Here is a 14,947-nt window from a genome sequence, read left to right on the forward strand (position 1 = left end):
TTTCTCCACTAATATAAATATGATTTCTAATCTTAATTAGTTACTACATTAATCTTCTTTAGGCTTTCGTACAAATAAACTTCCAACGTTATATTCATCATACCTACTCTGATTATCAAATTTCGGTGAATATACATCCCTTATTACATCAAAAACTTTTTCTAAATCAAACATTCCATAACCCCAATCTCTATTAGGATATATATCTCCCTGCCTTCCATTTGCTCCACTTATAATGTATGATTTTATCTGATTAGAATATAAAGTTGGGTCATTACCATCTACTATTGCCCACTGTAATATTAATGCACATCCTCCCGCAACAACAGCTCCTCCCACAGATGCTCCTGTAATTGTAGTAGTTCCTCCACCTGGTCTCGCAACTAAAGCATTTACTCCTCCTGCTGCAATCTCTGGTTTTATTCTTCCATCTCTTGTATATCCTCTTCCTGACTCTCCAACTACTGAGTTATTATTTTGATTATAATATGCTACTGATATAGCTCCAGATGCTGTGCTCGGAAGTGTTAATGTAGTATCCTCAACCGGACTTAAAAACTTTGTATCTGCATCTATTAATTCTCTTTGAGGTATCCATGCATAGTAATTTCCATTTACTATATATTCACCTGTCAATCTAAACTTCCAAATACCTTCTCTTATGTTTGATGCTTGTATAGATATCAATCCATCTCCTGTAGTTTGCTCTGGACTTGTAAAATTAACAATCATTTCAGTTCCTTCATAAGTAAACTTTATTCTTTCCTTATTGGTGTTTTTCGATGTTAGATTAGGAATAATTTCACCTGAAGGAGATATGATTGAAAGAACTACTCTATTAGGTTTGTTCATCCATATTTCAATAGGCAACACTTTTTGTTTAGAGCCCATTCTTATTTGTATATCCTTATAATCACCAGTTTTTTCGATTACACCTTGTGTATGCGTCTCAGTATTACCTTGATTTCCAGTAGGAGTTACTAAAACTGTACCAATTCTTCCACTATTATTATTAATACTCCCTTCTACAATACCGTTTCCTGTATGTGAGCCCATATTGCTACCAAGAGGAATATATACAACTACTGGTCTATTGACTTCCTTCGCAACAGCTGTTATATATCTAATACCTAGTAATACACTCCATGGAGTATAGCTTGGAACATTTGAATCTATGAATGCTCTCTCTAATTCAGTTTTACTAGCTTGAGTTAGCTTAACTATTACAAACTCACAATCTGGTGCTGCTCCTTTTAAATCTGGATTTATTCCCCGACCTCCAATAATACTAGCCATAGCCGTTCCATGGCCTATAGTATCTTTAGTTGCTACTAATGTATAAGGATCTCCTCCACTTTTTTGTAACTTTATAGCTTCTGTTATTTGTTCCTCAGTATATTCTATTCCATAATTTAAATTATAAATTTCTTTATTTCCTTGTATAGTTTGGTCCCATATTCTGAATATCCTTGATGTATCATCTTCCCTCATAAATTCTTGGTTTAGGTAGTCAATTCCAGTATCTACTATTCCTACAAGTACTCCTCTTCCATTTAATCTTAAATAAGGATTCTGCCTTATACTCTCTATCCCACTAGCTTCTAATGGTGTAATTTGATTTAAAGTTAATATTGTAGATATTTCTATATCAATTATTTTTATACCTAATTTTTCTATATCAGGAATGTTATTTTCAGGAGTAATTAATATAGCAAATGTCTCAGATATAATAACACCTTTAGTATCTGGCAATTTTAAAGCTTGTAAAAAAGCTTCTCTCGTCGGAATCTCAACTAATAAAAATACATCATTCTTATCGGTATTACTTGAAGTAGTAGGTGTTACAGTATTTGTAGCATTATTACCTGTATTTATGTTTGTATTGCTACTTGGCTGATTATTATTTGTTACTGTATTTGTACCATTTGTGCTTGGTACAATATTTTCTTGTCTATTACCTTTTTCTTTTTCATTTTTGTCTCTAAGTAAACTATTAATAACCTCAGTTATTAAACTTAAACTATCATAAGCACAAACTTCTCCATATCCCCAAGATGGATCTGGGTAAATAACATCTCTTCTATCCCTCTTAGCTCCTAATAATATATAATATCTTAATCTCTCTCCATATAAATATGGATCATTAAACTTTACAGTCCCCCATTCCATCATTAATGCACATATTCCTGTTACACTAGGAGTTGCCATTGATGTTCCTGATTTAGCTGCAAAGCTTCTATTAGGTATAGCTGATTCTATGTTTTCACCTGGTGCAACAACATCTGGCTTTATTTCTCCTCCGTTATATAATCTTCCTCTTCCGCTAAAAGGCGAAATAGTATTTGTTAAAAAGTTATAGCTTCCAACAGATATTACATTTCTAACAGTTGCAGGAATACCTAATGTATTATATACAGTAGGATTTAAGAATTTTGTACTTACATTTAGCCCCTCAGATATAGGGAGCCACATATCAAAATTTCCCTCATAATCATTTATTCTTCTTAGAACTATTGTCCATTGTCCACTAGAAATAAAAGTATTTACTCCAAATAATACAATTCCTATTTCACCGCTAATATCAAATGGCTTAGGTCCTGTATCATATATATCATACCTACTTGAACCAACAACTCCACTATTAAAGCCTTCAATTAAATTTATTATGCCACTACTTTTCCCTTCGGGAGATATAAGCTCTAGGCTCAATTGTGGTAAAACTGATTTATATAAATTTATAGAAACCATAGTTTCATCGCTAGCAACGTTAAAATTTATTCTATTTTCATTATTTATGTCTCCACCTATATGGTGAGCTGCTTCCCCCTCATTTCCTGCAGCAATTACTATAGTTATTTTCTCTAAAGAGGATACAGTTTGAATATATTGTTCTAAAAGACTACTTCCATTATGAGCTCCATCATTAGTGCTTAAGCTAATATTAACTACCAGTGGCATTTGTAATTCTTTTGACCTATCAACAAGAAATTTCAAACCTCTCATTATTAATGTACTTAATGAAAACCTAGTCCTTGTTACCTTTACCATTGCAATAGAACTTTTTGGTGCAACACCATAATAGTTTTTATCTATTTTACCTCCAGCACAAGCTATTCCAGCTACATGAGTTCCATGTCCTACTACATCTGTTAAGTTAACTACTGATAATGGATCGTTAGAATTTAATGCTTGATTTATCATTTCTTTATCATATACTTTACCGTCACCATCCAGGTCATATATATATTCAATTCTAGTTGTTCCATCATCATTTCTAAATGCTGGATGAGTATAATCTATTCCAGTATCTATGAATCCAACTAATGTGCCTTCTCCTAACAAACCATAATCTCCTTGAGCTGTTTGAACACATGAAGCCCTATTTGCTTGTGCATCTGTTAAATATAAACTCTTTGGTAGCTCTATATATTGAATTACAGGACTAAGAGTTAAATCCACAATCTTATCCACATGTATTTTTACTAAACCGAAGTTATAGCCTAAATCTTCATAAGTTCCACCTAAGTTATCCACAGTTTGTCTAATTTTATCCACAGCTTCGCCAGAAATAATAACAACCTCTATTAAATCATCTGCCGATTTATTTAAATAAGTGCTTGATATATTCAATTTATTTAGAATTTCTGCCGGTAATTTTTTCAGTGTACCTAATAGATCTTGCCTTAATTTATTATTTTCTATAATTTTCACCCCAAAAAAATTCTTTAATCTAATATATGCTTATTACTTAAACTTTGTATTTATTGCAATAAAAAAAGATGCCTTTTGGCATCTTTTATAAAGTAATTTCTATTCTTTCTAATTTTGCTACAACTTCGAATTCCTTAACTGTAACAGTTTCAGTCATTAGGGCTCCCCCGTTGCTAACTAATAGATATTTAGAATTACCTAAACTTTTTAATTGTCTTATAATTCTTTCCCCTTTATAATCAACAAGGAAAATTCCATTATTGCTAGGTTCTTTTACTAAATGAGCAAAAGCTAAATCACCTTTAATCATTCTAAATCCAGACATTTCATTATCTTGAATTTCTATGTATAGAACCTTATCCTGCGGAAAACCTTCAACCTTATTCGAGCGAACAGGCAATTCTTTTTTTCCTTTTATATTGTTTAAACTATAATCAAAAATAGGTACACTTTTTAATACTGAAGCGAAGGCATCATTCCAAACTTCAGTTGTTTCAACCTTTTTAGGCTTCTTATTAACTTCTAAAGTCTTTCTTTCTTCCATAAGAGCTTCATCAGTAACTACCATATTTATATCATTTAAATCTGTATTTAATATTTTAGCTGCTTTATCTATAAAAGATTCTTGAACTACTTTTCTACCAAGTTCAACATCATTTATATATTTTTCTGCAACACCTAATTTTTTAGCAAGTACCTTTTGAGACATCCCAGACTTTAATCTTGCTTCTTTAATTCTTTGCCCAACTCTACTCATTTGATTTTATTCCTTTCTATTTCTTAAATGCCATTCTCGCTCTTCTATTAAATGGTTTATTAAATAATTAAAAGTCCAATTAATAGAGTTTGGCGTTACCATAGCTAAAACTCCACCTTTTATTTTAGTTCTAGTTAAAGCTATAGCTTCTCTCAATTCACTCTCTGGAAAGTTATTATATATTATTGCTTTCTCTTTTATAGGATTATTATTAATAATTTCAAATCTTAATCCATCGAGTACCTCTTTTAAAGTCATTTCACACATATCAGGTAATACATTAATAACTTTATAATTAAATTCATTTAACCATTCTAATTCATCATTAGTTAGACCATAAGCTAAAATACACTTATTATTATCCAACATCTCAATCCCCCATAATTATACTATTCTATTATTGCTGGCTCATCAAACTTTTCACCAAATGTATCAACAGTTACTTTCTTAATAACTTGATCTTCGTATGGTTTATCATTGTAATCTGTTTTAGTTGCAACTATCTTATCAGCTACATCCATACCTTCTATAACTTTACCAAATGAAGCGTATTGTCCATCAAGATGTGGAGCATCTGCAACCATAATGAAGAATTGGCTTCCTGCTGAGTCTGGGCTCATAGCTCTTGCCATTGAAAGAACTCCTCTTGTATGTTTTAAATCATTTTTAAATCCATTTCTAGAGAACTCACCCTTTATTGAATATCCAGGTCCTCCAATTCCCATACCTTCTGGGCATCCACCTTGAATCATAAATCCTGGTATTACTCTATGGAATATTAATCCATCATAAAATCCTCTATTTATTAAATCAACAAAGTTCTTTACTGTATTTGGAGCTACTTCTGGATATAATTCAGCTTTTATAACTCCTCCGTTTTCCATTTCGAATGTTACTATTGGGTTTTTCATAAAAAATACCTCTCTTTCATTTTGCTATAACTTATTATTATCATATTTATCTACAGCAATTCAATAATTTAGCATTAAATTGTTGAATTATTTTCAAAAAAATAAGCTTCGATAGTAACGAAGCTTAAAAAAACTGTATTATTAATTGTTATATTAAAATGTTGTTCCTAAAACAACCCTAGAATAATCTGAATAATTCGTCAAATTTTTAACAGAAATATGTTTAAAAACATACTCTCTTCCTAACTTTTCTATTAACTCTGAGAAAAGGCAAGTCAAAAATGATGTTGAAATTCTATCGTATCCTTCAAAATCTAATACTACGCCTGATTCTATATTTTTTCTTATGCTATCCTTTAAAACTATAGCATCTTCGCATGAATAGCTATTTCCTAATAAATTTTTTACTTTAATATCCTTTCTCATGATTAATCCCCCTCTATATTTTAAAATTTTCTGAAAATTCCTTCTTATGTTATTATAATACACCACACTTAATTGATTGTCAATATTTTAACGATATTTTTTTGTGATTTTATATACATCTGCTTTTAGTAATAATATTTAAAGTAAAAAAAGAAGCCTTTCGGCCTCTTGCTATAAATTTATTAATTTCCAACTTAAATCTATGAATCTCTCTTCATCTGATGAATTATATACTTCTATCTTTCCTTTTTGATGAGAATCATTTAAGAGATCTTTTTCTGCTAATCTCCTTTTTATTTCTCTTGCAGTACCTAGTCCACCATCAATAATTTCTATATCATTTCCTATTACATTCTTGATTGCCTCGCTAACAAATGGATAATGAGTACATCCTAAAACTATAGAAGAAGTATTACTACTATCATATCCATGAAGTTTTTCTTTTAAATACTCTTCTAATTCTTCTCCTGTAAATTTCCCATTTTCAACGAATTCCATTAATCCCTCACATGGTATTGGAATTATATCAGCTTTATCTTTGTATCTATTTAATAAATATTTAAACTTATCTTGTTTTACTGTCATAGGAGTAGCCATCATTAATATCTTGCCTTTTTTACCCAGTTCTACTGCTGGCTTTATTGCTGGTTCTATACCTACTAATGGTATATTAGGATATACTAATCTTAATTCTGCTACAGCTGCACTAGTTGCAGTATTGCATGCTACAACTATGCCCTTTGCTCCTTTTTCTAATAAAAACTCAACAGTATTAAATGTTAAATCTCTTATTTCCTTTTTTGTCTTTGTCCCATATGGTGCATTTTTTGAGTCTCCAAAATATATATAATTCTCATTAGGCATTATCTTAAGTGCTTCTCTTAATACACTTATTCCTCCTAATCCAGAATCTAAAAAACCTATTGGCATCTCTTTCTTATTCAAGGTATTCTCACTCCAATTTATATAGTCCAAATTTATAATAAAACTTACTACTAAATTATTCAAGCAAATACACTGTATATAACTACAAAATAAAAAATCTAATTCTTTTATTATTTGTTAATATCTATGTGTAATTTTAAATTTGGAATATCACTTATATTACTTATAAATATTCTATACCTTTATAGAAAGTAAATCTACTTACTTTTTTATTATCTATTTAATATTCCATTACATCCATGATGGAATGCTAACTTTTTCTTTTTCAATAATGCTTGAGTTTATCTTTCTACTTCTCTTTTGAGAATTTCTAGTTACTAATTCTTGTGCTTCATTTATACTCTTTGCCTTAAATACTATTGTCCATCCATTTTTATCATATTTCCCAGCACACATAACATATTTATCATCATCTTTATTTACCCCGTTTGTCATGTCATACACAAAGCTATTTAACTCTCCAATATTTTTATAATTAAGTTTAACAAAAATCCCTCTATTACCTTTCATATCGCACCTCCGAACTGTTGTTCTGATGTTATTTTATCAGAACATTCGTTCTTGGTCAATATATATTTCAACATTTTTTTACAAATTTATTACCTTAAATTAACTTTACTTCTTATTTGTTTTTAAAATAATTTTTCTAGAGATAGCTCTAGGTAATAATTTATTTGCATTTACTAATACTCTATTTTTAAATCCAGGAATTATAATAACTTCTCCTTTTTTAAACTTATCATATCCTACTTTAGCTACTATATCTGCATTCATAAGATACTTCTTAGCCTTTTCTGATTTCTTTATACCGGCTTTGCTTTGAAAACTAGTTCTAACAGGCCCTGGGCAAAGACACGATATATTTATTCCATATTCTTTTACCTCTTCATGAATTGCTTCGGTAAGATTTAACACATATGCTTTAGATGCATAATATGTAGCCATTCTTGGTCCTGATGCAAAAGCTGCTGTAGAAGCAACATTTAATATTCCTCCCGATTTCTTTTCAATCATCTTTGGTAAAAAATATTTAGTTAATTTAGTTAACGCTTTTATATTTATATCTATTAACTTCTCTTCCGTTTTCCAATCTATCTCTGCAAATTCTCCAAATGAACCAATCCCTGCATTGTTAACTAAAATATTTATATCTATTTCATTCTTATTAATATATTTTATAAGCTTATCAACTTCATCTTCTCTTGATAAATCTACATCTAACATGATAATTTTATTTTTTTCATTATTTAACTTATCTACTGCCATTTGTAATTTTTCTTTATCTCTAGCTACTAATATCAAATTATAGCCATCTCTTTCAAAAAGCTTTGCTAACTCATACCCTATTCCACTTGATGCTCCTGTAATTAAAACATAATTATTATCCATACTTTTCCTCCAATTCTTATAAAACCATTATATCATCTTATATTAGCAGTAGTATCTACGAAATTAGTCGATATTTTCCCTTATTTCACTCCCATATTATTACATTTTTCTCAATATAAGTTATGTTACTGTATATATTGTAAAGACAATCTATACAATATATACAAAGGGGGATTTTATGAAAGATGCAACAATAATGCTTCGTGTTACAGCCGAGCAGAAATTAGCAATAAAACGTACAGCTAGAAAACTTGGGCTCACTATAACAGAATTTACGCTTCTAAGTCTTATGAAAACAATTAGTGATACTGAAACTAGCCAAAATTCCGAAGTTACATTAGATTTGCTTAGCTCTAAAGATGATTAAACATATAAATACCATATAATCGCCATATAATAACCATACAAAATTTCAATTAATTATTTTTGAACATAACTTTTTTTATGCAAAAAAGCATACTGGTGTATAACCAACATATAATCACCATACAATTACAATAAAAAAAATTTATAAAAGGATGTGATAGAAATGAGAATAAGTGCTGATATTGGATATAATACTACTAATTTTATAGGCGAAAATATGGAAGGTTCCTTCCTTTCAACAATAAAAGAACAAACTCATGAATTAGAAACTGCTAAATATGTTGTAGAATATAATAATAAAACTTATTTAATAGGAAATACTGATGGTTTTACTAGTACTGAGCAGAGCAGAGAGAAAGATGCTATATTCCACCTTTGCTTATATACTGCTATTGCTGCTTCTATGACTAATACTATAGATAATAATGTTAGATTAATCACTGGTTTACCAGCTCAATTTTTTGCTGAGCAAAAGTTACCTCTAATAAGAGCTCTAAAAGATAGACAAGTTGCTCTTAAAATTAATGGTAAATTTAAAAGTTTTACTATAACTAGTGTTATAGTCTTCCCTCAGTCTGCCGGTTTATTTTTATATGATAAGTCATTAGTAGAAAAGGATACCTTAGTTGTTGATATTGGCGGTGGTACAGTTGATATAACTTATATGAGTCAAGGACAATTTAAAGAAGCTAAAACCTACCCTCTTGGAGTTAACAGTATGTATGATACGTTACTTCAAACACTATCTAAATATGGAATTAACTATTCTAATCGCATGAAAGCGCAAGAACTAATTGATGATCGTTGCATTTATGTAGAAGGGAAAGAAATAGACATATCTAAAGATATAGATAGTATATTAAGCTTTAAAGCTAAAGAAATTATTAACTCTATAAAGCAGTCTTTTCCTGAACAATCCAAATACTCTAGATGGCTTTTTATTGGTGGTGGGTCACTCTTACTTAAAAAATATTTATCTGAATACAAAGTTCTTGATGATGCTCAAATGATAAATGTAAAAACTTATGATATTATAGGACGAACTAAGAATGCATAAGAAAATAAAAACAACTATCACCCTATCTAGCCATATTAAAGAATTTGCCACAGAAGAAGCTAAAAGCTTAGGTTTAGATTTTTCTGCTTATATAACCGTTCTTATTGTAGAAAAGCTCCGTGGTTACAATGTTATAAATACTATGCCTGCTCCTATTTCAACTAACTTAGATACATCTATTAAGGATATACCTGTTGAACCTAAAGAAGAAATTGATGAATTCCAAATCGACGAATTGGACAGGCTGTTATCATTAACAGCAGATGAGTAAAACTCATCTGCTGTTGTGTTTTTTGTATTACTTGTTATTACAATCTATACAATTTATACATTTAATTTGTGTCTTTTTAATATTTCTATATTAACTAAGAAAAAATCCTTAATTTGAGCTAAAACCTCTCTCCTCTTATATTTCTTCATTCTGTCATAAGGTCTTAAATCTGATGGTATCCCATATGCTTTTATTCCAAGCCTTCTTGCAATATATATAGCTCTTGGTAGATGATATCTATTAGTAGATATTATTGCACTATTTATATGAAAAATCTCTTTTGCTCTATACATACTGTCATATGTACAAAGCCCTAATCCATCTAACAAAATTATGTTGCTATCTATCTCTTCATAATTTCTCTTAATCCATCTCTTCATTACTAAAACCTCATTATACGTTTCATCTTTTTCTTCACCTGTAAGTAAAATAGCTTTACAATCATTATTTAAATACGCTTCTACACCAGTCTTAATTCTATCTGCTAGAAGATCACATGGATTTCCATCTGCTCGCACTCCCGCCCCTAACACGATAACAGCATCACACTTACCTATTACTGAATTTTTATTTAATATATATCTTTTATCGTAATTTTTTATTATTAGTAATATAGTTATAAAACTTAAAGCTGCCAAAATAACAATTATTAAACAACCCCACAATATATATTCCATATATACTCCTAAAAAAATAATATAGTATATTGTATGTTATATTTAATTTTTTTGTATCTTTATTTTACCATGTATAACCTTATTCTATTCTTTCTTATCGCCATCAAAATGACACAAAACAGGTATATTATTAAATACATAAAGTAGTTAAAGCATTATTATTTACCCCTAAAAAACCACCATAAATAAAAAACTAGTACCAAATGTCCCCCAACTATGGTACTAGTTTTTTTTGTTATAATTCAATATTCATTTTTACATGAGGTATATTCACTTCGTCATACACATCTGAAATCACCTTAAACCCTACACTTTCATATAAGTCCTTAACGTATAATTGTGCAGATAAAACCACTGTGCTTTCATTTAGATTATTTTTTATAAACTCTAAAGAAGCTTCCATCATCTTTTTGGCTACGCCTTTTCTTCTGTGACTTTGGAGTACTAAAACTCTTCCAATGGATATATTGTCATATCCCATTCCCTTAGGAACTATTCTTGAATAAGCTACAACTCTTCCCTCTTCTTTTAACATTACATGATGACATTTCTTATCTTTATCATCAAAATCTTGCTCTGAAGTAATCTCCTGTTCACAAACAAAAACCTCAAACCTAGACTTAGCAATCTCATACATCTCATCAACGGTTAAGTCATTAAAAGATTTTATTTCAAAATCCATATACTCCTCAACTCCTTTCATCTTTTACGAAATCAAACTACCTTATTTGTCCGTTTCCATAAATAATATATTTAATAGTAGTAAGTTCTTTTAATCCCATAGGTCCTCTTGCATGAAGCTTTTGAGTGCTTATTCCTATCTCAGCTCCAAAACCAAACTCTTCACCATCTGTAAATCTAGTTGATGCATTAACATAAACTGCTGCTGAATTTACCCTTTGTAAGAATTTTTGTGAATTTTCATAGCTCTTTGTAACTATAGCTTCAGAATGTCCTGAACTAAAGCTATTTATATGAGTTATAGCTTCGTCTATATCTTTAACAACTTTAACACCTATCTTATAATCTAGATATTCGTTGTACCATTCTTCTTCTGATGCAAGAATTATATCTTTATCATAAGCTATAGCACTTTCATCTCCTCTTACTTCTACTCCGCTAGCTCTTAGCTCTTTTAATATAAATGGCATAAAGTCATCAGCTATCTTTTCATTAACTAATAACTTCTCTGCTGCATTACAAACTGATGGTCTTGAAGTCTTAGCATTTATAACTATATTCTTAGCCATTTCAAAATCACATTCTTCATCAATATATATGTGACAATTTCCTGTTCCTGTTTCTATTACTGGCACAGTTGCATTATTTACTACAGCTTTAATCAGCCCTGCTCCACCTCTTGGAATAAGAACATCTATATAGTCATTTAATCTCATCATTTCAGTAGCTACTTCTCTACTAGTATCTTCTATTAATTGAATACTATTTTCTGGTAAGTCTACAGATTTTAAAGCTTCAATTAGTACCTTTACTATAGCTTTATTAGAATATATAGCTTCTTTACCACCTCTTAATATAACTGCACTTCCCGCTTTAAAACAAAGTCCTGCAGCATCACTAGTTACATTAGGTCTAGCTTCATAGATTATCCCTATTACTCCCATAGCAACTCTTTTTTGACCTATTTGTAGTCCATTTGGTCTAGTCCACATTGATACAACTTCGCCTACTGGATCTGGAAGGCTAGCAACTTGTCTTAATCCATTAGCCATTCCTTCTACTCTTTTTTCATCTAACGATAATCTATCTAACATAGCTTTAGCTGTACCTCTATTCACAGCTTCTTGCAAATCTATTTTATTTGCTTCAATTATAAAGTCTTTGTATTTTACAAGATAATCAGCCATAGCTAATAAACCTTTATTTTTTTCACCTGTAGATAAATTGCCTAATATATTAGAAGCTTCTTTTGCTTTTTGTCCTTTTAAAATTAACTCACTCATAATTCATCCTCCTAATTATTTTTAAGAAATAATGTTCCAATTTCATTGCCATTCATTATATCTAATAGAATAGTTGGTTCATTACCATTTGCTAATATCATATGTACTCCAAATGATGTTGCAGTTTTAGCCGCAGTTAATTTAGTTGCCATTCCACCAGTTCCAAGGCTACTTCCTGCACCTCCAGCACATGCTTCTAGCTCCGGAGTTATACATTCTACAACTTTTATAAGTTTAGAGTTTGGGTTTTTTCTCGGATCTGAATCATAGAATCCATCAATATCAGAAAGAATTATTAAAAGATCTGCTGAAACCAATCCAGCAACTATCGCAGATAAGTTATCATTATCACCAAATCTAACTATATTTTCTATTTCATCTATAGCCACTGTATCATTTTCATTAACTATAGGTATTATTTTATTTTCTATTAAAGTTTCAAATGTATTTACAACGTTCTCTCTTACATGGTCATCTTCTATTACATCTCTTGTAAGGAGCACTTGTCCCACAACGTGACTATACTCTCCAAAAAATTTACTATATATATGCATAAGTTCACATTGTCCTACGGCAGCTGCTGCTTGCTTCTCTTTTATCGTTTTTGGCTTTTCTTTAAGTTTTAGTTTATTAACACCTACTCCAACAGCACCTGATGTTACAAGAATAACTTCTTTTCCACTATTCATTAAATCAGAAATAACCCTTGTTAATTTCTCAATTCTAGTTAGATTTATATTTCCATTATCATAAGTAAGCGTTGATGTTCCTACCTTTACAACTATTCTGTTGCAATTCTTTAGTTCATTTCTATATTCCAAGATTCTCAGCTCCTATACTTTATACTTATCTTTATATTATAATTATTTTCAATTATTTTTACCATAAAAATCAATATTCTATTTATTCTTATTTTTATGCATAAAGACTATTGATTTTTTATATTTTTGCATATAAAATTAGTATTGTTGCATAAATATTAATTTTTACATAAAGGGGGATACAAAATGGACATATCAAATTCTAAATCATTCAGTGAAAATAAATTTAATTTTAAAAACAATATAAAATTTATCATACCTTCATTATTAGGTGTATTATTATTCATGACACCAATTAGCTATAATGGGGATATTACAATACCTGTTGCAATACTATCTAATAAGCTAACAGAATTACTTGGGGGTTCATTACCTTATATAATTGCTGCAACATTAGCTATATCAGGTATAATGACTTTTATAACTTCTGTTTTTAAACCTAAGTTTATTTTAGAAAATAATTTTTTAAAATCATTATTTAGTACAACACCTCTTTGGGCTATTTCAAGAATTGTTGGTAGCATCTTTGGTGTATTAACTTTATTACAAGTAGGTCCTGAGTTCATAATTAGTGATGTATCTGGTGGGTTTGTATTTAATGATTTATTAACTATTCTTTTCTCAATATTCCTTTTTGCAGGATTATTACTACCATTATTACTTAACTTTGGATTATTAGAATTCGTTGGTTCCCTTTTAACTAAGGTTATGAGACCTTTGTTTAAATTACCAGGACGTTCATCAATAGATTGTATCACTTCATGGCTTGGAGATGGTACTTTAGGAATAATATTAACAAGTAAACAATATGAAGATGGATTTTACACTGAAAGAGAAGCAGCTGTAGTTAGTACTACATTCTCTGCTGTATCAATAACATTTAGCTTAATTGTTATTCAAACTATAGGACTTAATGGAATGTTTATACCATTCTACTTAACAGTAACTTTTGCTGGTATAGTAGCTGCAATAATAGTTCCTAGAATACCACCACTTTCAAAGAAAAAAGATATTTATTATAAAGGTAAAAAAGCTGAAAATTCTTCAGAAGATGTTCCTGAAGGACATACATCTTTAAGCTGGGGATATAAATGTGCTATAGAAAAGGCTTCTCAAAATTCAGATGCAAAAAACTTCTTTGTAGAAGGATTTAAAAATATATTAGATATGTGGATGGGAGTTCTTCCAATAGTAATGTGTTTTGCTACAATAGCACTTGTAATTGCTGAATTTACTCCAATATTTAGAATATTAGGATTACCATTTGTACCTGTACTACAATTATTACAAGTACCTGAAGCTGTAGCAGCTTCTCAAACATTAGTTGTTGGATTCGCAGATATGCTATTACCATCAGTTATAGCTTCTACTACAATAACTAATGAAATGACTAAGTTTATAATTGCTTGTGTATCTGTAACACAGCTTATATACATGTCAGAAGTAGGTGGAGTTTTACTTGGTTCAAAAGTTCCTGTAAACTTAAAAGAAATATTAATAATTTTTGTAGAAAGAACTTTAGTAACACTACCTGTTATTGTACTAATAGCAAACTTCCTTTACTAATTAAAAGTAATAAAGGATACTTAATTATAAAATCAGCCCAAGAGGCTGATTTTTTTATAATAAAAAAAGAAACTGCATAAGCAGTT

General features: G+C 29.9%; 16 protein-coding genes. 4 read left to right on the forward strand and 12 right to left on the reverse strand.

Annotated features, from left to right (window positions below; genetic code table 11):
* Nucleotides 1–48: 48 nt before the first annotated feature.
* From ARA56_RS07105 to ARA56_RS07140, 8 genes are all read right to left on the reverse strand, one after another.
* Nucleotides 49–3,711 carry a S8 family serine peptidase gene (locus ARA56_RS07105; protein WP_055265174.1) on the reverse strand — a complete coding sequence of 1,221 codons (3,663 nt, stop codon included), beginning with the start codon at nt 3,709–3,711 and terminating at the stop codon, nt 49–51.
* A gap of 85 nt (nt 3,712–3,796) precedes the next feature.
* Nucleotides 3,797–4,468 carry a helix-turn-helix domain-containing protein gene (locus tag ARA56_RS07110; RefSeq protein WP_055265176.1) on the reverse strand — a complete coding sequence of 224 codons (672 nt, stop codon included), beginning with the start codon at nt 4,466–4,468 and terminating at the stop codon, nt 3,797–3,799.
* Between the two features lie 6 nt (nt 4,469–4,474).
* Nucleotides 4,475–4,837: a DUF3783 domain-containing protein gene (locus tag ARA56_RS07115; protein ID WP_055265178.1), complete on the reverse strand. Its 363-nt coding sequence runs from the start codon at nt 4,835–4,837 to the stop codon at nt 4,475–4,477.
* Nucleotides 4,838–4,857: 20 nt separating this feature from the next.
* Entirely contained in the window at nt 4,858–5,379 is a 522-nt protein-coding gene (locus ARA56_RS07120) for a peptidylprolyl isomerase (protein WP_055265180.1), read from the reverse strand.
* A gap of 153 nt (nt 5,380–5,532) precedes the next feature.
* Nucleotides 5,533–5,805 (reverse strand): STAS-like domain-containing protein, encoded by a 273-nt coding sequence (locus tag ARA56_RS07125; protein WP_055265182.1) that lies wholly within the window; start codon nt 5,803–5,805, stop codon nt 5,533–5,535.
* A gap of 171 nt (nt 5,806–5,976) precedes the next feature.
* The gene (gene murI / locus ARA56_RS07130) at nt 5,977–6,750 is read right to left on the reverse strand and encodes a glutamate racemase (RefSeq protein WP_055265184.1); all 774 of its coding nucleotides are present in this window, start codon (nt 6,748–6,750) and stop codon (nt 5,977–5,979) included.
* Between the two features lie 231 nt (nt 6,751–6,981).
* Nucleotides 6,982–7,260, reverse strand: coding sequence for a hypothetical protein (locus ARA56_RS07135; protein ID WP_070205668.1), 279 nt, complete (start codon nt 7,258–7,260; stop codon nt 6,982–6,984).
* Between the two features lie 105 nt (nt 7,261–7,365).
* Nucleotides 7,366–8,139: an SDR family NAD(P)-dependent oxidoreductase gene (locus ARA56_RS07140; protein WP_055265186.1), complete on the reverse strand. Its 774-nt coding sequence runs from the start codon at nt 8,137–8,139 to the stop codon at nt 7,366–7,368.
* A 178-nt stretch (nt 8,140–8,317) separates the two neighbouring features.
* Here ARA56_RS07140 and ARA56_RS07145 point away from each other — a divergent pair, with 178 nt between their 5' ends.
* The 3 genes from ARA56_RS07145 (at nt 8,318) to ARA56_RS07155 (ending at nt 9,833) form a co-directional block, all read left to right on the forward strand.
* A complete protein-coding gene (locus ARA56_RS07145) occupies nt 8,318–8,506 on the forward strand; it encodes a DUF1778 domain-containing protein (RefSeq protein WP_055265188.1) in 189 nt (62 codons plus the stop codon).
* Between the two features lie 162 nt (nt 8,507–8,668).
* The gene (locus ARA56_RS07150; protein WP_055265190.1) at nt 8,669–9,562 is read left to right on the forward strand and encodes a ParM/StbA family protein; all 894 of its coding nucleotides are present in this window, start codon (nt 8,669–8,671) and stop codon (nt 9,560–9,562) included.
* Entirely contained in the window at nt 9,555–9,833 is a 279-nt protein-coding gene (locus ARA56_RS07155) for a hypothetical protein (protein WP_055265192.1), read from the forward strand. The genes ARA56_RS07150 and ARA56_RS07155 overlap by 8 nt, the downstream gene beginning before the upstream one ends.
* Nucleotides 9,834–9,886: 53 nt before the next feature.
* Here ARA56_RS07155 and ARA56_RS07160 read toward each other — a convergent pair whose 3' ends face one another.
* From ARA56_RS07160 to proB, 4 genes are all read right to left on the reverse strand, one after another.
* Nucleotides 9,887–10,510 (reverse strand): SanA/YdcF family protein, encoded by a 624-nt coding sequence (locus ARA56_RS07160; RefSeq protein WP_055265194.1) that lies wholly within the window; start codon nt 10,508–10,510, stop codon nt 9,887–9,889.
* 235 nt (nt 10,511–10,745) lie between these two features.
* Nucleotides 10,746–11,192, reverse strand: a complete 447-nt coding sequence (locus ARA56_RS07165; RefSeq protein WP_055265196.1) for a GNAT family N-acetyltransferase — start codon at nt 11,190–11,192, stop codon at nt 10,746–10,748.
* Between the two features lie 37 nt (nt 11,193–11,229).
* Entirely contained in the window at nt 11,230–12,474 is a 1,245-nt protein-coding gene (locus ARA56_RS07170) for a glutamate-5-semialdehyde dehydrogenase (RefSeq protein WP_055265198.1), read from the reverse strand.
* Nucleotides 12,475–12,485: 11 nt separating this feature from the next.
* Nucleotides 12,486–13,295 (reverse strand): glutamate 5-kinase, encoded by an 810-nt coding sequence (gene proB, locus ARA56_RS07175; RefSeq protein WP_055265200.1) that lies wholly within the window; start codon nt 13,293–13,295, stop codon nt 12,486–12,488.
* A 186-nt stretch (nt 13,296–13,481) separates the two neighbouring features.
* Between proB and ARA56_RS07180 the strand changes: the two genes are divergently transcribed.
* Nucleotides 13,482–14,861 (forward strand): YjiH family protein, encoded by a 1,380-nt coding sequence (locus tag ARA56_RS07180; RefSeq protein WP_055265202.1) that lies wholly within the window; start codon nt 13,482–13,484, stop codon nt 14,859–14,861.
* The last annotated feature ends 86 nt before the right edge of the window (nt 14,862–14,947 follow it).

It is taken from the genome of Clostridium disporicum, assembly GCF_001405015.1.
GTDB lineage: Bacteria > Bacillota > Clostridia > Clostridiales > Clostridiaceae > Clostridium > Clostridium disporicum_B.